Below are 19,713 nucleotides of genomic sequence, written 5' to 3' on the forward strand. Positions count from 1 at the left end.
CTCGTTTCATTCGTTACTCAAAACAGAATAAAACAATAAAATAAAAACTGAAATACTACTCAAAATGCACCATTTAGTCAATAACTTTTGCTATTTTTAGGGCTTTTTAGAGATTTTTACTTCCTTTTTATAAGGAAATATAAAAAATGCGCTACGATTATCTCAATTTAATCTCATTTGAAAGGAAGCTCATGCCCCTTTCTTGCTTGCACCCTTTTGGGCCTTTTGAAACCCCTAAAGAGCCAGCTTTAAACAACCCACTTTTAAAACCGCCTTTAAGCGATAAAATCTGTCTTTTAGGGCCAATGAAATCCGGTAAAACCACTTTCGCCCTTAAACTAGCGAAAAATTTTAAAAACCCTGTGTATCTCAATTACAATGACATGCGTTTGAACAAAAACATTCTAAGCTCGTGGCTTTTAAAATGGCATTTGGAAAAGAAAATGGACTTGCTCATTTTAGACAATATAGAGCGCCTAGATTTCAGCCTGCCCAAGCTTCCTAAAATCGTTCTTATCCCTAATTATTTAAGCCCCATAACAGTGCCCGATTTTAGCTTGTGCTATGCGTTAGGGTTGAGTTTTAAAGAATACACCAGCTTTTTCAAGCCCAACACCCCTAAAAACACCCTGTTTAACCGCTTTTTAAGAGACGGCAACGCTTTAGATTCGCTTTTTGTAGAAAACGAGCAAGAAAAAATCCTAAAAAAACAAGAAAATATCAAACTAATCTTTCAGGCTTACGCCCCCTTAATGGCTAAAATCTGCGCGCATCAGTCTAAATTTGTGAGCGCTTTTTATCTTTATATGCAACTCAAAAAAGAGCTTAAGATCTCTAAAGACACCCTTTATAAATTGTTACATGCGCTAGAAAAACAACGCATCCTTTTTTTAGTCCCTGATTTTGAAAGCCATAAAACCAAATTGTATTTGTGCGATTTTGCCTTGCCTTATAGCCTGACTCCTAGCCCCTCGCTTTTAAATATTTTTGAAAACATGGTTTTTTTAGAGCTTTACAAGCAATTCCCTAGCTTCAAGCTTTACTCCCATGACAACGGGATTTTTATTTTGCATAAAAATTCTACCAACAAGCTCGCCCTCATCGCCCACGCTTTCCCCACGCCCCATTTTTTAGAAAAGCAGCTTTTATGGTGCCATGAGCATGGGTTTTTTAATATCGTGGTGGTTTCTATCAACGCCCCCATTTCAGCAACTAATCCCCCCTGCAAACACCTCAATTTCATTGATTTTTCTTTGGATATTCAATCTATTTTGGTATAATAGTTATTATGTATTTATGTATTTATGTATTTATGTATTTATGTATTTATGTATTTAATATTATTACTAAAATTTTTAATTGATTATTTAATATTTTTTATTTTTTCTTAAGCTAACTCGCTATAAACTATCCCAGTATTTCGCCTTTTTGAGAAATACCACCTACCCTAAAAGCGTAGGGCGTTTTTAATATTCTTTTATAGAAAGGAAGCTACAATGGACGCATTGAAAAAATTAAGTTTCTGCGCCTTGTTATCCCTAGGCCTCTTCGCTCAAACAGCGCATGCTGAGAGTTTTTTAGACATCGCAGACTATCCCAGTTGGCTTAAAGTCAATTTTTTTAAGCATGATCACTACCTCAACCAATACATTGGTTCAGCCATTATCGTGAAAGAAAAAAACGATTTTTACTCCAACTACATTCTCTATGATGACAAATTGCCCCCTGAAAAGAACGCTGAAAAAATCGCTCTTTTAAGAGCTAAAATGAACGCTTACAGCACTTTAGAAAGCGTTTTAATCACCACAAAAATGCACAAATCTATTGTTAAAGTGCTTCAAGCTAAAAATGACGCTATCAACGATTTATTCGAGCTTGTTGATTTTTTAGTGTCTAAATCCATTTTAGCTAAAAGGTTCGTGGATAGCATCAACCATCGTGTGTATGTTATGGTGCAATTCCCTTTCATTCAGCCTGAAGATTTGATCGCTTATTTTAAAGCAAAGCGCATCAACCTTTCTTCAACGAGCGCTACCAATCTCAGCGCCATTTTAAACAAGGCGTTGTTCCACATCTAAGAGTTTGGGATTGGAGATGCGGTTTTTAAGCGTGAAGCTATGCCGATGAAAAGGCGTAGCCCCTAGCTTAATCATCGCTTCTATATGCTGTTTAGTCCCATACCCGCAATTCTTATCCCAGCTGTATTCCTTAAACAAAGCGTGCAATTGCCGCATTTCTCTGTCCTTAAAGGCTTTCGCTAAAACAGACGCCATAGCGATTTGAGCGATCTTTTCATCGCCCTTGATGATGGTTTGTATATTGGGGTAGCGTTTATTCAAGCCAAACGCCGTGTTGCCGTCTATTTTTATTTTATTGGCTAAAGAGCGGCCATTTTCTAAAATTTCTTGAATAGCGAGTTTCAAACACGCCCCCAAGCCCAATCTATCAATTTTATTCGCGCTTTTTTTAACCACCCAAAACTCCACCTCGCCATGCGTTTTGATTTTGTCTTCCAAGAAAAAGCGCTTTTTTGGGCTGAGCTTCTTGCTATTCTTAAGACCCATTTCTAAAAACTCTAAGGCTGTTTTTTCACTGCACACCACCCCAGCCACAAAAAGCGACCCGGCCAAACACCCCCTCCCCGCCTCATCAATGCCTAGAGTCATTGACACGCAACCAAACCAGTATAAAAATTCCTACTCATGCGCTTCATGCGTTATCTTGTTTTCTCTTAGCTTCTTAACAAACTCTGTTAATTCTCTTTCAAAGTTTTTTGCGCTTTTTCTGTCGCTTGGCGATGAAGGGATTGTCAAAGAATACGCCCCATCAGTCAGCTTGGCATGCTTGCCTCCAGATTCCAAATAAAGATTCAAATCTTTATTGTCATGCAACGCTTCTTTTAAGATCTTGCAAATCTCTTTGCAATGAGTGGCTTTTTCAGGATTCATCTCATGCGCCCGCTCAAGGTTTTCAAGCCTTAGGCCCGATCATCTTTTCAGGAACCACGAATTTGTCAAAATCTTCAGCGCTCAAGAGTTTCAATTCCACCGCGCTTTCTTTTAAAGAAATGCCTTTTTTGTGGGCGTTTTTAGCGATTTTAGCGGCGTTTTCATAGCCTACATGCGGGTTTAGGGCGGTTACTAGCATTAAAGAATGGTGCAAGTAATAATCAATCTTTTCTCTATTAGGCTCAATACCGCTTGCACAATGGGTATTAAAACTTTCCATGCTGTCGCTCAACAGCCTTAAACTTTGCAAGAAATTATAAATAATCACCGGTTTAAACACATTCAACTCAAAATTACCCTGACTGGCCGCAATGCCAATAGCGGTATCATTCCCCATCACTTGCACAGCTACCATTGTCATCGCTTCGCATTGCGTGGGATTGACTTTACCGGGCATAATAGAGCTGCCCGGCTCGTTTTCAGGGATATTAAGCTCGCCCAAACCACAGCGCGGCCCGCTCGCAAGCCATCTAATATCGTTAGCGATTTTCATTAAATTCGCCGCTAAAGCCTTAAAAGCCCCATGCGCATAAGCGATAGCGTCATGGCTAGTGAGCGCATGGAATTTATTGGGCGCAGAAATGAATTTCACGCCGCTAAACTGGCTCAATTCTTCAGCCACTTTTTCACTCAATTCTTTGTGAGCGTTTAGCCCTGTGCCTACGGCAGTCCCGCCTATGGCTAATTCTCTTAAATGCGCCAAACTCTCTAAAATTTGTTGTTTAGAATGCTCTAACATGCTCGCATACCCGCTAAATTCTTGCCCCAAAGTTAAAGGCGTAGCGTCTTGTAAATGCGTGCGCCCGATTTTGACAATCTCTTTAAATTGTTGGCTTTTGTCTTTAAAGGTCTTTAACAGATTCTCTAAACTGGGCAGTAACTTATGCGTGATTTCTAGCACGCTCACAATGTGCATTGCGGTAGGGAAAGTGTCGTTAGAGCTTTGAGACATATTCACATCATCGTTAGGGTGGATGAGTTTTTTCTCTCTGAAATTACCCCCTAAAATTTCTGTAGCCTTATTGGCAATGACTTCATTGAGATTCATGTTCGTTTGAGTCCCGCTCCCTGTTTGCCATATCGCTAGGGGAAACTCGCCGCACAACTCGCCTTTTAAAATGCAATCGCACGCCTTGATAATGGCTTGGGATTTTTCTAGGCTTAATTTCCCTAACTTGTGATTGACAACCGCCAGACTCCTTTTGAGTTTGGCAAATGCCGCAATGAGTTCTTTAGGCATTTTTTCAGTGCCGATTTTAAAGTTTTCAAGACTGCGTTGCGTTTGAGCCCCCCAGTATTGGCTGTCATTCACTTGAATTTCGCCCATCGTATCATGTTCAATTCTAAATTGCATACTAATCCTTTGAAATTTGATTTTAAAACCTTAAAAAAATAGCATAAACTCTTATACCTTCTACTTAAAAACCCTAATTTTTTTAAAAACAATTTCCACAATTTTTACACAAAAGAAAGTTATCATTCATCCGCAACAAGAATTTTCTTGTTATCTTAATTTAAAGGTCAAAACGATGAAAAAGTTAGCCGCTTTATTTTTAATAAGTGCATTGGGGGTTATGGGTTTAAACGCATGGGAGCAAACCCTAAAAGCGAATGACTTGGAAGTGAAAATCAAATCCGTGGGTAACCCCATTAAAGGCGATAACACTTTCGTGCTTAGCCCCACTTTAAAAGGTAAGGCTTTAGAAAAAGCTATCGTTAGGGTGCAGTTTATGATGCCTGAAATGCCTGGCATGCCAGCGATGAAAGAAATGGCGCAAGTGAGTGAAAAAAACGGCATTTATGAAGCTAAAACCAATCTTTCTATGAATGGGACATGGCAGGTGAGGGTGGATATTAAATCTAAAGAGGGCCAAGTTTATCGCGCCAAAACAAGCCTGGATTTATAAGAGCATGCTATCTTTGATGAGCGCGTTTTATAAAAGGGGCGTTTCAATACGCCTTTTAAGCGCTTTTTTATTGCTTTTTAGTTTGGGTTTTGCTAAAGATTTAGAGATCCAATCTTTTGTGGCTAAATACCTTTCTAAAAATCAAAAAATACAAGCCTTACAAGAGCAAATTGACGCTTTAAGTTCTCAAGAAAAAGCCGTTAGCAAGTGGGATAACCCTATTTTGTATTTAGGCTATAACAACGCTAATGTGAGCGATTTTTTCAGGCTAGATAGCACCTTGATGCAAAACATGAGCGTGGGTTTATCTCAAAAAGTGGATTTAAATGGTAAAAAACTCACGCAGTCTAAAATGATTAATTTAGAAAAACAAAAAAAGATATTAGAGCTTAAAAAAACCAAGCAGCAATTAGTGATTAATTTAATGATAAGCGGCATTGAAAACTATAAAAACCAACAAGAAATAGAGCTTTTAAACACAGCGATTAAAAATTTAGAAAACACCCTCTATCAAGCCAACCATTCCAGTTCGCCCAATTTAATAGCGATCGCCAAGCTAGAAATTTTAAAATCGCAATTAGAAATCAAAAAAAACAATTTAGAAGAAGCGCTTTCTAGCAGCCATTATTCTATGGGTGAATTGACTTTTAAAGAAAACGAGCTTTTAAGCATTGCCCCTAAAAATTTTGAATTTAATAAGGAGCAAGAGTTGCATAACATTAGCGCCACTAATTACGATATTGCGATCGCTAGGATTGATGAAGAAAAAGCGCAAAAAGACATCACTTTGGCTAAAAAAAGCTTTTTAGAAGACGTGAATGTTACCGGGGTGTATTATTTCCGCTCCAAACAATACTATAACTACGACATGTTTAGCGTCGCTTTGTCCATCCCTTTGCCCATTTATGGCAAGCAGGCTAAATTAGTGGAGCAAAAGAAAAAAGAAAGCTTGGCGTTTAAAAGCGAAGTGGAAAACGCCAAAAACAAAACGCGCCACCTGGCCCTAAAACTCCTTAAAAAATTAGAAACCTTGCAAAAAAACCTAGAATCACTCAATAAAATCATCAAGCAGAATGAAAAAATCGCGCAAATTTATGCGCTTGATTTGAAATCTAATGGCGATTACAACGCTTATTACAACGCTTTTAACGACAAAATCACCATTCAAATCACCCAGCTTGAAACCTTGAGCGCTCTAAATAGCGCTTATTTGTCCTTACAAAACCTTAAAGGATTAGAATGAAACGGCTTTTATTGTTAGCCCTATTTTTTAGCCTCTCATGCGCTAACGCTCAAGAAATTAAAGAAACTCAAGAGACTAAAGAAACTAAAGAAATTAAAAGCCAAACCCGTTTTAATATTTCCACCACTAAGGTTATAGAAAAAGAATTCGCCCAAAGCCGGCGCTATTACGCGCTTTTAGAGCCTAATGAAGCGCTGATTTTTTCTCAAACCCTGCGTTTTGATGGCTATGTGGAAAAGCTTTATGCGAATAAAACCTATACCCCCATTAAAAAGGGCGATAGACTATTGAGCGTGTATTCCCCTGAATTAGTGAGCGTTCAAAGCGAGCTGTTATCATCATTGAAATTCAACCAACAAGTGGGAGCGATTAAAGAAAAATTAAAACTATTAGGGTTAGAAAACTCTAGCATTGAAAAAACCATCAGCTCTCATAAAGTCCAAAATGCAATCACTATTTACTCTCGCTTCAGTGGCGTTATTTTTAAAAAAAGCCCGGATCTCAATGAGGGGAGCTTTTTTAAAAAAGGGCAAGAGTTGTTTCAAATCATAGATTTAAGCCAATTGTGGGCGCTTGTTAAAGTCAATCAAGAGGACTTAGAATTTTTAAAAAACACGCATAAAGCGATCTTGTTCGTAGAAGGGATTAAAGGCGAGCAAGCAATCACGCTTGAAAACATCAACCCCATCATAAATGCGCAAGATAAAATGCTAGAAGCGCGCTTCAATGTGCCTAATCTTAAATTGCTTTATTACCCTAACATGTTCGCTCGAGTAGAAATCTTTCAAAAACCAAAAAAAATGAAGATTTTGCCTAAAGAAGCGGTTTTGATTAAGGGGGGGAAAGCTATCGTGTTTAAAAAAGATGATTTTGGCCTAAGCCCGTTAGAAATTAAAGCCGTTCGCTTGAGCGATGGGAGTTATGAAATTTTAGAGGGTTTAGAAGCGGGCGAAGAAGTCGCTAATAACGCTTTATTCGTGCTAGACGCTGACGCTCAAAACAATGGGGATTATTAAAAATGATAGAAAAAATCATTGATTTAAGCGTTAAAAACAAACTCCTTACCACTTTAGTCACTCTACTCATTTTTTTAGCCTCTTTGTGGGCGATAAAAAGCGTTCGTTTGGACGCTTTGCCGGATTTAAGCCCCGCTCAAGTGGTCGTGCAGATCACTTACCCCAATCAAAGCCCTAAAATCGTGCAAGAGCAGGTTACTTACCCGCTAGTTTCTACTTTCATGAGCATCGCTAACATTGACACGGTTAGGGGGATTTCTAGCTATGAAAGCGGTTTGATTTACATCATTTTTAAAGACGGCGTCAATTTGTATTGGGCTAGGGATAGGGTTTTAGAGCAACTAAACCGAGTGAGTAACCTCCCTAAGGACGCTAAAGTGGAAATAGGGAGCGATTCCACTTCTATTGGCTGGGCGTATCAATACGCTCTATCTAGCGGCAGCAAGAATTTAAGCGATTTGAAAGTCTTGCAAGATTTTTATTACCGCTACGCGCTTTTAGGGGTTGATGGGGTGAGTGAGGTCGCAAGCGTGGGGGGCTTTGTGAAAGATTATGAAATAACGCTTCAAAACGATTCTTTGATCCGTTATAACTTGAGTTTAGAGCAAGTCGCTAACGCGATTAAAAATTCCAATAACGATACCGGTGGGGGGGTTATTTTAGAAAACGGGTTTGAAAAAATTATAAGATCGCATGGCTATATCCAATCTTTGAAGGATTTAGAAGAAATTGTCGTTAAAAAAGAAGGGGCTATCCCTTTAAAAATCAAAGATATAGCCAGCGTTAGGCTAGTGCCAAAACCGCGCAGAGGAGCGGCTAACCTCAATGGCGATAAGGAAGTGGTGGGCGGGATTGTGATGGTGCGCTATCACGCTGACACTTATAAGGTGCTTAAAGCCATTAAAGAAAAAATCGCCACCCTACAAGCGAGTAACCCTGATGTGAAAATCACCAGCGTGTATGACAGGAGCGAATTGATTGAAAAAGGCATTGACAATTTGATCCACACGCTCATAGAAGAAAGCGTCATTGTGCTAGTCATTATTGCGATTTTTTTACTGCATTTCAGGAGCGCTTTAGTGGTGATTATCACTCTGCCTTTAAGCGTGTGTATTAGCTTCTTGCTCATGCGTTATTTCAATATTGAAGCGAGTATCATGAGTTTGGGGGGCATTGCGATCGCTATAGGGGCGATGGTGGATGCGGCTATTGTGATGGTGGAGAACGCTCACAAGCATCTGCAACACATTGATACGAAAGACAACGCTCAAAGGGTTAATGCTATCATGCAAGGGGTTAAGCATGTGGGGGGCGCGATATTTTTTGCTTTAATGATTATCGTGGTTTCTTTCTTGCCTATTTTTGCGCTCACCGGCCAAGAAGAAAAGCTTTTTGCCCCTTTAGCTTACACCAAAACCTTTGCCATGCTAGTAGGAGCGCTGCTTTCTATTACGATAGTCCCTGTTTTAATGGTATGGCTCATTAAAGGGCGAATTTTAGAAGAGTCTAAAAACCCCATTAACGCTTTTTTCATGAAAATTTATGGCGTGAGTTTGAAGGTTGTGCTTAAGTTCAGATACGCTTTTTTAATAGCGAGCGTCTTAGGTTTAGGGGGCTTGTATCTAGCGTATAAAAAACTCAACTGGGAATTTATCCCCCAAATCAATGAAGGGGTAATCATGTATATGCCAGTAACGCTTAATGGCGTGGGCATTGATACCGCTTTAGAATATTTGAAAAAAAGCAATGCCGCTATTAAGCGATTGGATTTTGTCAAACAGGTTTTTGGTAAAGTGGGGCACGCTAACACCAGCACCGATGCCGCCGGTTTAGGAATGATAGAAACCTACATTGAATTAAAGCCAAAAAACAAATGGAAAGAAAAGCTCAGTTATAAAGAAGTTAGGGACAAATTAGAAAAAACCCTACAATTAAAAGGCTTGACTAATTCATGGACTTACCCCATTCGTGGGAGGACGGACATGCTCTTAACCGGTATTAGAACGCCCTTAGGCATCAAGCTCTATGGTAACGATACGGACAAATTACAAGAATTAGCGATCCTTATGGAGCAACAGCTCAAAACCCTAAAAGAGAGTTTATCCGTCTTTGCCGAGCGATCCAATAACGGCTACTACATCACGCTGGATTTGAACGATGAAAATTTGGCTCGTTATGGTATCAATAAAAACGCCGTGTTAGATGCGATTAAATTCGCTCTGGGAGGAGCCACGCTCACTACCATGATTAAGGGCGTAGAGAGCTACCCCATTTCTTTACGCTTAGAAGATACAGAAAGAAACACCATTGAAAAATTACAAAACCTCTACATCAAAACCGCTTACAATTACATGCCCTTAAGGGAGTTAGCCCATGTCTATTACGACAACTCGCCGGCGGTGTTAAAGAGCGAAAAGGGCTTGAATGTGAATTTTATTTATATTGTGCCGCAAGCCAATATCAGTTCTGATACCTACAGACAACTGGCTCAAAAAGCGCTAGAAAAAATCAAATTGCCTAACGGGTATTATTATGAATTTAGCGGTGAGAGCCAGTATTTAGAAGAAGCGTTTAAAACCTTACAATACATCGTGCCGGTGAGCGTGTTTATCATTTTTATTTTAATTGTCTTTGCTTTAAAGAACCTCACCAATTCCTTACTATGCTTTTTCACTCTACCTTTTGCGTTTTTGGGGGGGTTAATTTTTATGAATATCATGGGATTTAACATGAGCGTGGCGGCGTTAGTGGGCTTTTTAGCCCTTTTAGGAGTAGCGAGCGAAACGGCTATTGTGATGATTATTTATTTAGAAGACGCGTTTCAAAAATTCATCAAAACCCCTTTAAAAGAGCAAAATAGCGCCGCTTTAAAAGAGGCCATCATGCATGGGGCGGTGCTTAGGGTGAGGCCCAAGCTTATGACCTTTTTTAGTATTTTAGCTTCACTCATTCCGATCATGTATAGCCATGGCACAGGGAGTGAAATCATGAAATCCATCGCTGCACCCATGCTAGGAGGCATGATAAGCAGCGTTGTTTTAACGCTTTTTATTATCCCTACGGCGTATTTTGTGATTAAAAACGCTAGGGTTAAAAGCAATCAAACATCATTTTAGGAATTAAAAAAAGCCTTTTCTAACGCATGGCTTTGGACTAAAACCATATAAAGAATGGTAGGGAGCGTGATGCTTAAAACAAACACCTTAAAAATGCGGTGCAAAAGAATAACGGATAAAAAAGCGATGATTTCATTGATCCCATAAGGGGGTTTTAAAATTTGAATGTCTTTAAAACAATAAACCACGAGCATGCCTATCACTGAACATGATAAAGCCCTACCCAAATAACGCACAAAGTCGTTGGGCGGGTTTTTAGCGTTAAACACCATAAAAGGCCAGATGCGCGTGAAATAAGTCGTTATTATGATGACTAAAAGAATGAGTATAGAATGCGTTAACATTCTAACTGCTTTCTAAACAAAATGAGGGCAAGCACCATTAAAACCAAAGCGATGAGCAAAAAGTATTCAGTCCCAAAGAACGCTAAACAAACAACCGCAATAACGATCCCAAGCCATGCGTTTTTGTGGTTTGTGTTTCGTTTGTATTGCTCCATAAACAGCACGATAAAAATCGCTGTCATCACAAATTCCATGCCTTGAGTGTCAAAGGAAAAATGCGAACCCACCAACGAACCCACCAATGAGCCAAAAATCCAATAAGAGTGGTTGAGCAAGGAAATGCTAAAAATAAAGTCTTTTTCACTCACCCCCTCTTTAGGAGCGTATAAATTCAATAGCGCAAAGGTTTCATCCGTGAGCGCATGTGCTAAATAGGGCAAACGCCATTTGGTGTTTTTGAATCGATCTAGCATAGAAAGCGCATAACAAGTCTGCCTCGCATTCACTAACAAGCTCACAATAACGACATTCATCAAACTCGCTTGTGCGCTTAAAAGCGTGATCGCTACAAATTGCACCGCCCCAGCGTAGATGAATAACGACATGAACAGGGCGACTTTATAATCATACCCTTGCTGGGCTAAAAGCATTCCAAAAGTCATTCCCATAAGCAAATACCCTAAAAAGATAGAAATGGTATGAGGGAAAGCGTCTTTGAAAGCTTTTAGAAAATCATGCACCAACAACCTTTCATTTAAACCAGTCTTTAATTTTAGAAATACAGGTTTCTAAAACGCTTTTATGCGGCTCGCCCTCATAGCCAAAACTCGCATGCAACTTTTCCAATAACCCTTGCTGCTCTTTATTCAAACTTTTAGGGTAAATCACTTGCAATTCCACGATCAAACTCCCTCTATAAGAGCTTTCCGGGTGTTTCACGCCCTCGTTTCTAAACGCAAAAGTCTGCCTGTCTTTAGCGTTTCTAGGGATTTTTAATTCCAGTTCGTCCCCTTTTAAAGACGGCACTTTAATCGTATGCCCTAAAGCGATGGTGGTGAAAAATACCGGCGCTTCAATGAACAAATCACAGCCTTCGCGCTTGAAATGCTCATCTTCTTTGACTCGTGCTTCTAAATACAAATCCCCTCTTTTTCCCTTCTCGTATTCATTGCCTTTATTTTTAAGCACCATGCGGTTTTGATCATCAATGCCCTCAGGGATTGTCGCATCAATTTCTTCATCTTTAAGGATGTAGGTTTTACCCTTACACGCTTGGCATGGGGTTTTAATGATCTTGCCCTTGCCTTTACACGCTCCGCAAGTTTGCACAAAACTCATAAAACCTTGACGCATAAACACTTGCCCCTGCCCGTTGCATTGCTTACAAGTTTCTAGGGCTTTATCTTTAGCACCCGTGCCATCGCAACTTTCACAAACGCTCTGGTATTGGACTTTAATGGTTTTTTTACAGCCAAAAACCGCTTCTTTAAAACTCAATTCAATCATTTGCAAACAATCCGGTGCGATAGAGCTTTTTTGCCTTTTACTCCCTCTAGCGCCAAAGCCAAAAGCGTCTTCAAAAAACGAGCCTAAATCTTCAAAAAAATCAGAAAAATCGCTCTGACTCGCGCCGGCTTGGTTTAAGCCTTTTTTACCATACCTATCGTATAAGGCCCGTTTCTTTTCATCGCTTAACACCCCATAGGCTTCATTGATGAGCTTGAACTTTTCTTCGGCTTCTTTATCGCCGGCGTTTCTGTCTGGGTGGTATTTTAAAGCCAGCTTTCTGTAAGACTTTTTAATGGTCTCTTGGTTGCTGTGTTTTTCCACTTCTAAAATTTCATAATAACTCAATTCCACGATCGCTCCAAAAATGGCATCAAAACGCTTATTTTATCTTAAAAGCGGTGGGTTTGCGTGTTTTTATGCATGCCAAAACTTAGATAAAATAACACGATGAAACTATAGTAATAAAGATAACCCCATGAGATTTTTTTGCTTTTTCTTATTTTTTCTAACCTTTTCAAACGCACAGATAATGATGACTTTTGATTCTCAAACTAACGCCAAACTCTCGCGCTCTAACGAACAGCTTTCAGACATGCTTTATAAACTCAATGAAAGTTTAAGAATCTATCAAAATGTGCTTTCCAACAACCAAGATCAGCTTAAAGAAATCAAAAAGGCTAACAGCACCCTAAATAGCCAGAGGCGTTTTTTTAACGCTAGCCAAATCCGCCTTATGGACACTGATGCGCTATTGAAACAAAGCGCTTTGGAATTAGAAAAATTACAAGCTTTAGAAAAACGCTTAAAAGAGGGCATGGAGCAAGAACGCTTAATAGAAGAATCCCAAACGCTTTTTTTACAAGAGCATTGCCCCTATTTGAGCGGCGTTAAGAATTTAGAAGAGGCTTCAAACGCTTTAGAAGTCCAAGAGCAAAACAACGCCCTTTTCTTACTCAAAGATCCCAAACTCGCCCGTTTGCTCTCACGATTGGATTTGATGAGCGCTTTAAACGCCTTATGCGATCAAGTTTTAGAAAACCAAGCCCATAACCAACAATCCCATAACAAAACCCTAGAATACAACGCTCTTATAAACCATGATTTTCAAGCCTATAAAGCCATGCGTTTGAAAAAAATTAAAAACAAGCTTCAAAGCCAAATCCAAGCTAAAGAAGATGCCCTAAAAACCTTTTTACCCTTAGAAAAACGCCTAGAAACTTTAAAAACGCATTTTTTATGCGATAAAGAAAATCTGAAATCATGCGCTAAAGAATTGCGCCAACGCTACCAAAACGCCCTGATAGAGCGAGATAAAGAATTAAAAAACGCTAAAAATAATAAAGAAAAGCATGCTCTAATCTTAGCCAATTACGAGCATACGCTAAAAACCTTGAATATAGAATTTTTAAGCGAATTGAGTGAGCAAATGGCGTTTTTGAATGAAACCATGGCGTTAAACGCCAAAGTTTTAGCCCTTTTAGCCCAACAACAGACTAAAAAGCCTTTCAATGTGAGCGGTGGTTTGAGCAATGAAAAAACTCTTATTAAAAATATCCGCTTAGATCCGCATGGATTCCCTAGCTTTGAAAATTTTAAGCGGGAGTAGGACAATATTTGACAAGCAAAAACAATTAGAGTAAAATAAGGGCATAACTTCTAGGAAGGATCTCTTTTTCATTAAGAGATCCCACGACCCTTGTGAACCCATAGAATACAAGTGCGAACCCTAGGTATTTTTTATCCGTTTCTTGTCGCCCAATATTTGAAAGGGTTGAAAGGGGCGGACTTTTATACTCATTAGGATTTTAGAATGTCAAAAAAAGTAGCTATACTTGTAGATGGAGACTTTTTTATAAGATGCTACAAATCTCATCTTAAGAAGCAGTCTGTTGACAAGTATGGAGTTTTTAACCCAGAAAGATTAGCACACGCTATTCATACTCATTGCCTAAAGCATATCAATAAAAAGAATGATGAAGAACTATACCGCATATTTTTTTACGATTGCAAGCCATTAGACAAAAAGGTTCATTATCCACACACTCAAAGAGCTCTAGATCTATCCAAAAGCTCAACCTATAAAGAAAGGAAAGAGTTACACGGACACTTAATTTCCAAACCTTGCTTGGCGTTAAGATTAGGGTATCTTGACGCAAACAACGCTAGATGGGTCATTCACAACAAGGAAAAAGAAAAGAAACTTTTTAAGGGAGAAATATATATAACAGATTTTACAAATGATGATTTTATCTATCACGTAAAACAAAAGGGCGTTGATATAAAGATAGGGCTTGATATAGCCACTTTAGCGTTGAAAAAATTAGTGCAAAAAATCGTTTTAATTTCTGGTGATAGCGATTTTGTCCCTGCTGCAAAACTTGCTCGAGTTGAAGGCATCATTTTCACTCTTGATCCTATGGGAAATCCTATTAGAGAAGATCTAGAATAGCATATTGATTATTTGACCACTAGATTGCAACGATTTAGACAACAACAATAACGCCTATTCAATAAAGCATTAAGAGACTGCCAAAAGGCGTATCTCTTAGTTTTTTAATTTTTAAACAATCACGCCCCCGCCAAGCAAGATGTCATCTTTATAAACGACTAAGGCTTGCCCTTTAGCCACGCCATAAAAAGGCTCTTCAAACTCCACTTCAATCGCCTCATCTTTCAAGCTCACAAACGCTTTAGCAGGCACGCTCCTGTAACGGGCCTTGATAGAATATTCGCCATTTTTAAAATCTTTCATTAAAGATTTGTTTTTAGCCTTGAGGAAACGGGTGGCTAAATCTTCTTTTTTGCCCACAATTAACTCGTTCTTTTTAGCGTCAATCCCCACCACAAAATGCGGCTCTAACGCGCCTTTAACACTAAAGCCTTTGCGTTTGCCAATCGTGTATTGCATATAGCCCTTATGCGTGCCAATGATTTCGCCTTGTAGGTTTTTCACCACGCCCTCTTTTTCCACTTCAACATGCTTTTTTAGGGTGTCAATGTAGCTTTTTTCCACAAAGCAGATTTCTTGAGACTCCTTATAAGTCTCTAGAGTGCCTAAAAAAGGCATCGCATTCAAGGCTAAAGGCTTAATATCCTTTTTTAACAAATCCCCTAAAGGGAACACCAATTTAGCGATAACTTCATGCTCTAAAGCGTATAAAAAATAGCTCTGATCTTTAGTTTTATCCAAAGCCTCTTGAATATAGCTTACCTTGTCAATTTCTTTGACTCTCGCATAATGCCCGGTAGCGATCTTTTCACACCCTAATTTTAAAGCGTGATCTAAAGCTAGCCCAAATTTCATTAAAGGGTTGCACAACGCGCAAGGGTTAGGGGTTTGCCCCTCTTCATAAGCGCTGATAAATTCATCATAAACCGCGCTTTTAAAATCCTTTTGAAAATCCAACACCTCTAAAGGAATGCCTAAAAACTCGCACGCTTTTTGAGCGTTTTTAATGTATAAATCATGCTTTTTTTCGCTCGCATGGAGTTTTAAATAAATCCCCACTAATTCATGCCCTTGCTCTTTTAAGCTATAAGCGCTATAAGAGCTATCCACCCCCCCACTGAGTAATACCGCTATTTTCATTTTTAATCTTTCATTAAATGTTATGGCTCGTAGTCTAGCATAAAAAACCATTCATAACCACCTTTTTTTTAACCATTAGCATGCTAAAATACCTAAAGATTTTTTAAAATCGCATCAAAACGCATGGAGAAAATAAGGGCAATGGCCAAAATTGAATTGTTAGCCAAATTCACGCAAATCGCGCTCCCTAACAGCCACCCTTTATTGAAAAAAGTTTTAAACTACGCTAAAAAACATTTCAGCCAGTGCCACATGCTCTCTTCATCGTTACTCATTTTAAACGACACGGAATGCTTTAAAAAAAACTACTTGCTTAATTGGGTCTATCATGCCCTTGAATGCACGCATGAAAAGGATATTAGCCAATATTCTTTAGAAGAAATCTTACAAAAAAGCCACTTGCCCATACGCATCAAAATCATAGCTCAAAACACGCTTTTAGAAAAAATAGAAGTGAAAGTTTTAACCTTTGGGGCGGAATACGCGCTTTTTATCACCAAGCACCCTATCGCCAAGCGGTTTTTACGCCAAAAATTTAGCGGCTATGTGTTTTTAGAAACCCAAGATGAATTGCATATAAGAGGCGATTCAGAGCGTTTTTGGGAACTCATTGTAACGCTCAATGAAAACAAAATCGTCCATAACGCATGCTTATATTTCATCTATCCTAATGGCTTTGGCAAGGACAGCTACACCACCTTGGCTGAGCGCAAATTAAGGGAATGCTATAAAGCGTTAGGTTTCATCAAGCATGAAAATTTCAGCGAGGTGAAAAAGCGCTATTTAGAATTGGCTAAAACCTACCACCCTGATTTATGCGATCTTAAAGAAAAAAAGGCTCTTTATGCCAAACGCTTCGCTATCATTCAAGAAGCCTACCGCCACATTAAAAAACACGCTTAAACCCCTAAGCTAGCCCTAATCGCGCTAGAAGAAATCGGTGCATCAATGCCTTTTAAAGGGAAATAACGCCCCTTAAATTGGATCTCTTCATAGCCAATCCTTTCAAAAACCACTAATTCCACCCTTTTTAAAAGCTCTTTAGCGTTAGTCCAAGAAGAAAGATACCTTAAGCAATCCGCTCCTATGACTAAATAAAGCGTTTGTGGGCGATAGAGTTTTTGAAAATAAATCACGCTTTCTATCGTAGGCACAGCCCTTTCTTGCTTGATTTCAAAATCGCTCAATAGCACCCTATCCATTCCCTTTAAAGCTCTTTCTAATTCCTTAAAACGGGTTTGCGCGTCCAAAAAACATGGCTTTTTGAAAGGGTTTTGATAAGTGGGTAAGACAATGAGCTTGGCGGATGACAATAATTCTAAAGTTTGATCAATAATGGCTAAATGAGCCTTGTGTAAGGGATCAAAACTCCCTCCATAGAGCGCTAATTCTTTGTATTTTAAGACGCTATTCATTGTATTCAAAGCTAGACGCCTTAGTCAATTTGGCGAATTTAACCCCCCTAAGCCCCCCGATTTCTAATTGCAAGCGTTGGATTTCAAGCGAACTGCCTTGTAAAATAATCGTTTCTAAACAATTATGCCCATCCATGTGAATATGTGTGGTGCATAAAACATGCGTCCCGCTGGCATGCTGAATGTCTATCATGCGCTGGTTTAATTCCCTTTGGTGGTGATCATAAATCACCACAAGCACGGCGATTTTACTCCCATCATTAGGGTTATCTTCTGCCCAATTGTCTTCTACTAATTTTTCTCTGATCATGTCGCGCACTAATTCTGAGCGAGAAGAATAGCCGTTTTTAATGATGCGGTTGTCTAATTCGTCTAATAAATTTTGTTGCAAAGAAACCGAAAAGCGGATGATTGAATCGTCTTTATTGTGTGTATCCATTGAGAAAAATCCTTTTTTGGCATAAGTCTGTTAAAAGCCGCTCATGCTAGTATGATTGAATTAATTTAAAATTAACAATTATAATACAAACTGGATTTAAATGGTTGGTCATAAGAGCGTTTGGATTTGATTTCAATTACTAGCTTAATTATTATTGACTTGTTATTATTAAAACAATATAATCAACAATCCAACATTCTTTTATCATTTTGGAGCATTTATGCGAACGAATGCTTCTTAAAGAGCGCAAGCTCTTAGAGTGTGGCTGTGTTGCGTGTTGCTTCAATCTTAAGGGAATTATTTCATCATAGACAAGGAGTTTTTATGGGCGGTTTTTCAATGGGAATGTTGAAAGATTATGTGGATGTATTTGTTTTTGCGGTGCTTGGCGTGGCCAGTTTTTTAGCTGTGTGGTTTGTGATTGAAAGGGTTATTTTTTATTCTAAAGTCAATTTGAAAGCTTATGATGATATAGATGCTTTGAATTTGGATTTAACCAAGAATCTAACCATTCTCTATGTGATTTATTCTAACGCGCCTTATGTGGGCTTATTAGGGACGGTTTTAGGGATTATGGTGATTTTCTATGACATGGGCATGAGCGGCGGGATGGACGCTAAAACGATCATGGTAGGTTTGTCTTTAGCTTTAAAAGCGACCGCTCTAGGGCTTGCTGTAGCGATTCCCACTTTGATCGCTTATAATAGCTTATTGAGAAAATCCGATGTTTTGAGCGAAAAATTTAGGATCATGAAAAAATGAAAAGCATCAGAAGAGGCGATGGGCTGAATGTTGTCCCTTTTATTGATATTATGCTCGTTTTGCTAGCGATCGTGTTAAGCATTTCTACTTTTATCGCGCAAGGTAAGATTAAAGTCAATCTCCCTAACGCTAAAAATGCGGAAAAATCCCAGCCAAACGATCAAAAAGTGGTGGTCATCTCTGTAGATGAGCATGACAATATTTTCGTAGATGACAAACCGACGAATTTAGAAGCTTTGAGTGCTGTAGTCAAACAAACAGACCCTAAAACCCTTATAGACTTAAAAAGCGACAAAAGCTCTCGTTTTGAAACTTTTATTAGCATTATGGATATTTTAAAAGAGCATAATCATGAAAATTTCTCCATCTCCACAGAAGCTAAGTAAAGTCTCAACGAGTGTTAGCTTTTTAATCTCTTTTGCCCTATACGCTATAGGGTTTGGCTATTTTTTACTGCACGAAGAGGCCCCAACGCCTTTAGCGCAAGCTGGCACCACTAAGGTTACCATGAGTTTAGCCAGCATTAACACTAATTCCAATACAAAGACCAATGCTGAGTCGGCCAAACCCAAAGAAGAGCCAAAAGAAAAACCCAAGAAAGAAGAGCCAAAAAAAGAAGAACCCAAAAAAGAGGTTTCAAAACCAAAACCAAAACCTAAACCTAAACCTAAACCAAAACCCAAACCTGAGCCTAAGCCAAAACCAGAGCCTAAGCCTGAACCTAAAGTTGAAGAGGTTAAAAAAGAAGAACCTAAAGAAGAACCCAAAAAAGAAGAAGCTAAAGAGGAAGCTAAAGAAAAAAGCGCTCCTAAACAAGTAACGACTAAAGACATAGTCAAAGAAAAAGACAAGCAAGAAGAATCCAACAAAACCTCTGAGGGTGCGACTTCTGAAGCCCAAGCTTATAACCCAGGGGTGAGCAACGAATTTTTAATGAAGATCCAAACCGCTATTTCTTCTAAAAACCGCTACCCTAAAATGGCACAGATTAGAGGCATTGAGGGCGAAGTGTTAGTGAGCTTTGTGATCAATCCTGATGGGAGCGTTACGGACATTAAAGTAGTTAAAAGCAACACGACTGATATTTTAAACCATGCGGCTTTAGATGCCATTAAAAACGCAGCGCATTTATTCCCTAAACCAGAGGAAACCGTGCATCTAAAAATCCCTATCGCTTATAGCTTGAAAGAAGACTAAGCCAGTCTTTCTTTTAAAGGCGGTTTTTAAGCCTTAAAAGTTGAATCAAACTCTCATTTTTCCCAATTTATAAAAAAATCTCTAAAATTTAGAGCTAAAATTAGCCATAAAATTCCATTTATTGCTTATAATACGAAGTTTCTTTGTATCAAAGAAAAATCTATCAAAAGGAGAAAACATGAAAATCAAAAAATCCCTCTTGCTCTCTCTTTCTCTCATGGCTTCATT

21 protein-coding genes are annotated in these 19,713 nt (G+C 38.8%); 12 read left to right on the plus strand and 9 right to left on the minus strand.

Annotated features, from left to right (window positions below; translation table 11 throughout):
- Positions 1–191: 191 nt before the first annotated feature.
- Entirely contained in the window at positions 192–1,280 is a 1,089-nt protein-coding gene (locus tag DBU79_RS02875; protein ID WP_195834213.1) for an ATP-binding protein, read from the plus strand.
- Positions 1,281–1,496: 216 nt separating this feature from the next.
- Entirely contained in the window at positions 1,497–2,078 is a 582-nt protein-coding gene (locus DBU79_RS02880) for a hypothetical protein (RefSeq protein WP_154411468.1), read from the plus strand.
- Here DBU79_RS02880 and DBU79_RS02885 read toward each other — a convergent pair.
- The 3 genes from DBU79_RS02885 to fumC are packed head-to-tail and all read right to left on the minus strand — an operon-like array spanning position 2,052 to position 4,362.
- Positions 2,052–2,666, minus strand: coding sequence for a ribonuclease HII (locus DBU79_RS02885; RefSeq protein ID WP_154411484.1), 615 nt, complete (start codon positions 2,664–2,666; stop codon positions 2,052–2,054). The genes DBU79_RS02880 and DBU79_RS02885 overlap by 27 nt on opposite strands.
- Positions 2,667–2,696: 30 nt before the next feature.
- Positions 2,697–2,948, minus strand: coding sequence for a hypothetical protein (locus DBU79_RS02890; protein WP_154411469.1), 252 nt, complete (start codon positions 2,946–2,948; stop codon positions 2,697–2,699).
- A gap of 22 nt (positions 2,949–2,970) precedes the next feature.
- On the minus strand, positions 2,971–4,362 hold the full coding sequence (gene fumC, locus DBU79_RS02895) for a class II fumarate hydratase (protein ID WP_154411470.1): 1,392 nt from the start codon (positions 4,360–4,362) through the stop codon (positions 2,971–2,973).
- A gap of 175 nt (positions 4,363–4,537) precedes the next feature.
- Here fumC and crdA point away from each other — a divergent pair, with 175 nt between their 5' ends.
- Genes crdA through DBU79_RS02915 form a run of 4 tightly spaced genes read left to right on the plus strand, consistent with a single transcriptional unit; the run spans position 4,538 to position 10,290 of the window.
- Positions 4,538–4,915 (plus strand): copper resistance determinant CrdA, encoded by a 378-nt coding sequence (gene crdA / locus DBU79_RS02900; RefSeq protein ID WP_000731562.1) that lies wholly within the window; start codon positions 4,538–4,540, stop codon positions 4,913–4,915.
- Positions 4,916–4,919: 4 nt separating this feature from the next.
- Complete coding sequence (gene crdB / locus DBU79_RS02905; protein WP_154411471.1) at positions 4,920–6,158, plus strand: copper resistance outer membrane protein CrdB; 1,239 nt, start codon at positions 4,920–4,922, stop codon at positions 6,156–6,158.
- Positions 6,155–7,174, plus strand: coding sequence for an efflux RND transporter periplasmic adaptor subunit (locus tag DBU79_RS02910; protein ID WP_154411472.1), 1,020 nt, complete (start codon positions 6,155–6,157; stop codon positions 7,172–7,174). Before crdB ends, DBU79_RS02910 begins: the two co-directional genes overlap by 4 nt.
- Before the next feature lie 2 nt (positions 7,175–7,176).
- Positions 7,177–10,290: an efflux RND transporter permease subunit gene (locus DBU79_RS02915; RefSeq protein ID WP_154411473.1), complete on the plus strand. Its 3,114-nt coding sequence runs from the start codon at positions 7,177–7,179 to the stop codon at positions 10,288–10,290.
- On the opposite strand, the gene DBU79_RS02920 is transcribed toward DBU79_RS02915, so the two are convergent.
- The 3 genes from DBU79_RS02920 to dnaJ are packed head-to-tail and all read right to left on the minus strand — an operon-like array spanning position 10,287 to position 12,434.
- Positions 10,287–10,634 (minus strand): branched-chain amino acid transporter permease, encoded by a 348-nt coding sequence (locus tag DBU79_RS02920; RefSeq protein WP_140476451.1) that lies wholly within the window; start codon positions 10,632–10,634, stop codon positions 10,287–10,289. The two genes, DBU79_RS02915 and DBU79_RS02920, sit on opposite strands and share 4 nt — an antisense overlap.
- Positions 10,628–11,314, minus strand: coding sequence for an azaleucine resistance protein AzlC (gene azlC / locus DBU79_RS02925; RefSeq protein WP_154411474.1), 687 nt, complete (start codon positions 11,312–11,314; stop codon positions 10,628–10,630). Before azlC ends, DBU79_RS02920 begins: the two co-directional genes overlap by 7 nt.
- 10 nt (positions 11,315–11,324) lie before the next feature.
- Positions 11,325–12,434 (minus strand): molecular chaperone DnaJ, encoded by a 1,110-nt coding sequence (dnaJ, locus tag DBU79_RS02930; RefSeq protein WP_154411475.1) that lies wholly within the window; start codon positions 12,432–12,434, stop codon positions 11,325–11,327.
- A 124-nt stretch (positions 12,435–12,558) separates the two neighbouring features.
- Between dnaJ and DBU79_RS02935 the strand changes: the two genes are divergently transcribed.
- A complete protein-coding gene (locus tag DBU79_RS02935) occupies positions 12,559–13,689 on the plus strand; it encodes a hypothetical protein (protein WP_154411476.1) in 1,131 nt (376 codons plus the stop codon).
- 204 nt (positions 13,690–13,893) lie between these two features.
- Positions 13,894–14,532 (plus strand): NYN domain-containing protein, encoded by a 639-nt coding sequence (locus DBU79_RS02940; protein ID WP_154411477.1) that lies wholly within the window; start codon positions 13,894–13,896, stop codon positions 14,530–14,532.
- A 111-nt stretch (positions 14,533–14,643) separates the two neighbouring features.
- On the opposite strand, the gene mnmA is transcribed toward DBU79_RS02940, so the two are convergent.
- A complete protein-coding gene (gene mnmA / locus DBU79_RS02945; protein ID WP_154411478.1) occupies positions 14,644–15,672 on the minus strand; it encodes a tRNA 2-thiouridine(34) synthase MnmA in 1,029 nt (342 codons plus the stop codon).
- A gap of 141 nt (positions 15,673–15,813) precedes the next feature.
- On the opposite strand from mnmA, the gene DBU79_RS02950 reads away from it, so the two are divergent.
- Positions 15,814–16,575 (plus strand): J domain-containing protein, encoded by a 762-nt coding sequence (locus tag DBU79_RS02950; RefSeq protein WP_048944389.1) that lies wholly within the window; start codon positions 15,814–15,816, stop codon positions 16,573–16,575.
- Here DBU79_RS02950 and nadD read toward each other — a convergent pair.
- Positions 16,572–17,087, minus strand: a complete 516-nt coding sequence (nadD, locus tag DBU79_RS02955) for a nicotinate (nicotinamide) nucleotide adenylyltransferase (RefSeq protein WP_195834214.1) — start codon at positions 17,085–17,087, stop codon at positions 16,572–16,574. The two genes, DBU79_RS02950 and nadD, sit on opposite strands and share 4 nt — an antisense overlap.
- Positions 17,080–17,526: a nickel-responsive transcriptional regulator NikR gene (nikR, locus tag DBU79_RS02960; protein ID WP_060870534.1), complete on the minus strand. Its 447-nt coding sequence runs from the start codon at positions 17,524–17,526 to the stop codon at positions 17,080–17,082. Before nikR ends, nadD begins: the two co-directional genes overlap by 8 nt.
- A gap of 324 nt (positions 17,527–17,850) precedes the next feature.
- Here nikR and exbB point away from each other — a divergent pair, with 324 nt between their 5' ends.
- Genes exbB through DBU79_RS02975 form a run of 3 tightly spaced genes read left to right on the plus strand, consistent with a single transcriptional unit; the run spans position 17,851 to position 19,485 of the window.
- The gene (exbB, locus tag DBU79_RS02965) at positions 17,851–18,288 is read left to right on the plus strand and encodes a TonB-system energizer ExbB (RefSeq protein WP_000508564.1); all 438 of its coding nucleotides are present in this window, start codon (positions 17,851–17,853) and stop codon (positions 18,286–18,288) included.
- Complete coding sequence (exbD, locus tag DBU79_RS02970; protein WP_000836340.1) at positions 18,285–18,674, plus strand: TonB system transport protein ExbD; 390 nt, start codon at positions 18,285–18,287, stop codon at positions 18,672–18,674. Before exbB ends, exbD begins: the two co-directional genes overlap by 4 nt.
- Positions 18,640–19,485 carry an energy transducer TonB family protein gene (locus tag DBU79_RS02975; RefSeq protein ID WP_154411480.1) on the plus strand — a complete coding sequence of 282 codons (846 nt, stop codon included), beginning with the start codon at positions 18,640–18,642 and terminating at the stop codon, positions 19,483–19,485. Before exbD ends, DBU79_RS02975 begins: the two co-directional genes overlap by 35 nt.
- Positions 19,486–19,713 lie beyond the last annotated feature (228 nt).

The organism is Helicobacter pylori (assembly GCF_009689985.1).
Lineage (GTDB): Bacteria > Campylobacterota > Campylobacteria > Campylobacterales > Helicobacteraceae > Helicobacter > Helicobacter pylori_CG.

What these genes read in the sequence shown, in the direction of transcription:
- DBU79_RS02975 (WP_154411480.1), top strand. Translation starts at nt 18,640, where the DNA reads ATGAAAATTTCTCCATCTCCACAGAAGCTAAGTAAAGTCTCAACGAGT.
- DBU79_RS02915 (WP_154411473.1), top strand. Translation starts at nt 7,177, where the DNA reads ATGATAGAAAAAATCATTGATTTAAGCGTTAAAAACAAACTCCTTACC.
- DBU79_RS02920 (WP_140476451.1), bottom strand. Translation starts at nt 10,634, where the DNA reads ATGTTAACGCATTCTATACTCATTCTTTTAGTCATCATAATAACGACT.
- DBU79_RS02890 (WP_154411469.1), bottom strand. Translation starts at nt 2,948, where the DNA reads ATGAATCCTGAAAAAGCCACTCATTGCAAAGAGATTTGCAAGATCTTA.
- DBU79_RS02885 (WP_154411484.1), bottom strand. Translation starts at nt 2,666, where the DNA reads ATGACTCTAGGCATTGATGAGGCGGGGAGGGGGTGTTTGGCCGGGTCG.
- DBU79_RS02875 (WP_195834213.1), top strand. Translation starts at nt 192, where the DNA reads ATGCCCCTTTCTTGCTTGCACCCTTTTGGGCCTTTTGAAACCCCTAAA.
- DBU79_RS02935 (WP_154411476.1), top strand. Translation starts at nt 12,559, where the DNA reads ATGAGATTTTTTTGCTTTTTCTTATTTTTTCTAACCTTTTCAAACGCA.
- mnmA (WP_154411478.1), bottom strand. Translation starts at nt 15,672, where the DNA reads ATGAAAATAGCGGTATTACTCAGTGGGGGGGTGGATAGCTCTTATAGC.
- nadD (WP_195834214.1), bottom strand. Translation starts at nt 17,087, where the DNA reads ATGAATAGCGTCTTAAAATACAAAGAATTAGCGCTCTATGGAGGGAGT.
- crdA (WP_000731562.1), top strand. Translation starts at nt 4,538, where the DNA reads ATGAAAAAGTTAGCCGCTTTATTTTTAATAAGTGCATTGGGGGTTATG.
- DBU79_RS02940 (WP_154411477.1), top strand. Translation starts at nt 13,894, where the DNA reads ATGTCAAAAAAAGTAGCTATACTTGTAGATGGAGACTTTTTTATAAGA.
- fumC (WP_154411470.1), bottom strand. Translation starts at nt 4,362, where the DNA reads ATGCAATTTAGAATTGAACATGATACGATGGGCGAAATTCAAGTGAAT.
- crdB (WP_154411471.1), top strand. Translation starts at nt 4,920, where the DNA reads ATGCTATCTTTGATGAGCGCGTTTTATAAAAGGGGCGTTTCAATACGC.
- exbD (WP_000836340.1), top strand. Translation starts at nt 18,285, where the DNA reads ATGAAAAGCATCAGAAGAGGCGATGGGCTGAATGTTGTCCCTTTTATT.
- DBU79_RS02880 (WP_154411468.1), top strand. Translation starts at nt 1,497, where the DNA reads ATGGACGCATTGAAAAAATTAAGTTTCTGCGCCTTGTTATCCCTAGGC.
- nikR (WP_060870534.1), bottom strand. Translation starts at nt 17,526, where the DNA reads ATGGATACACACAATAAAGACGATTCAATCATCCGCTTTTCGGTTTCT.
- DBU79_RS02910 (WP_154411472.1), top strand. Translation starts at nt 6,155, where the DNA reads ATGAAACGGCTTTTATTGTTAGCCCTATTTTTTAGCCTCTCATGCGCT.
- DBU79_RS02950 (WP_048944389.1), top strand. Translation starts at nt 15,814, where the DNA reads ATGGCCAAAATTGAATTGTTAGCCAAATTCACGCAAATCGCGCTCCCT.
- exbB (WP_000508564.1), top strand. Translation starts at nt 17,851, where the DNA reads ATGGGCGGTTTTTCAATGGGAATGTTGAAAGATTATGTGGATGTATTT.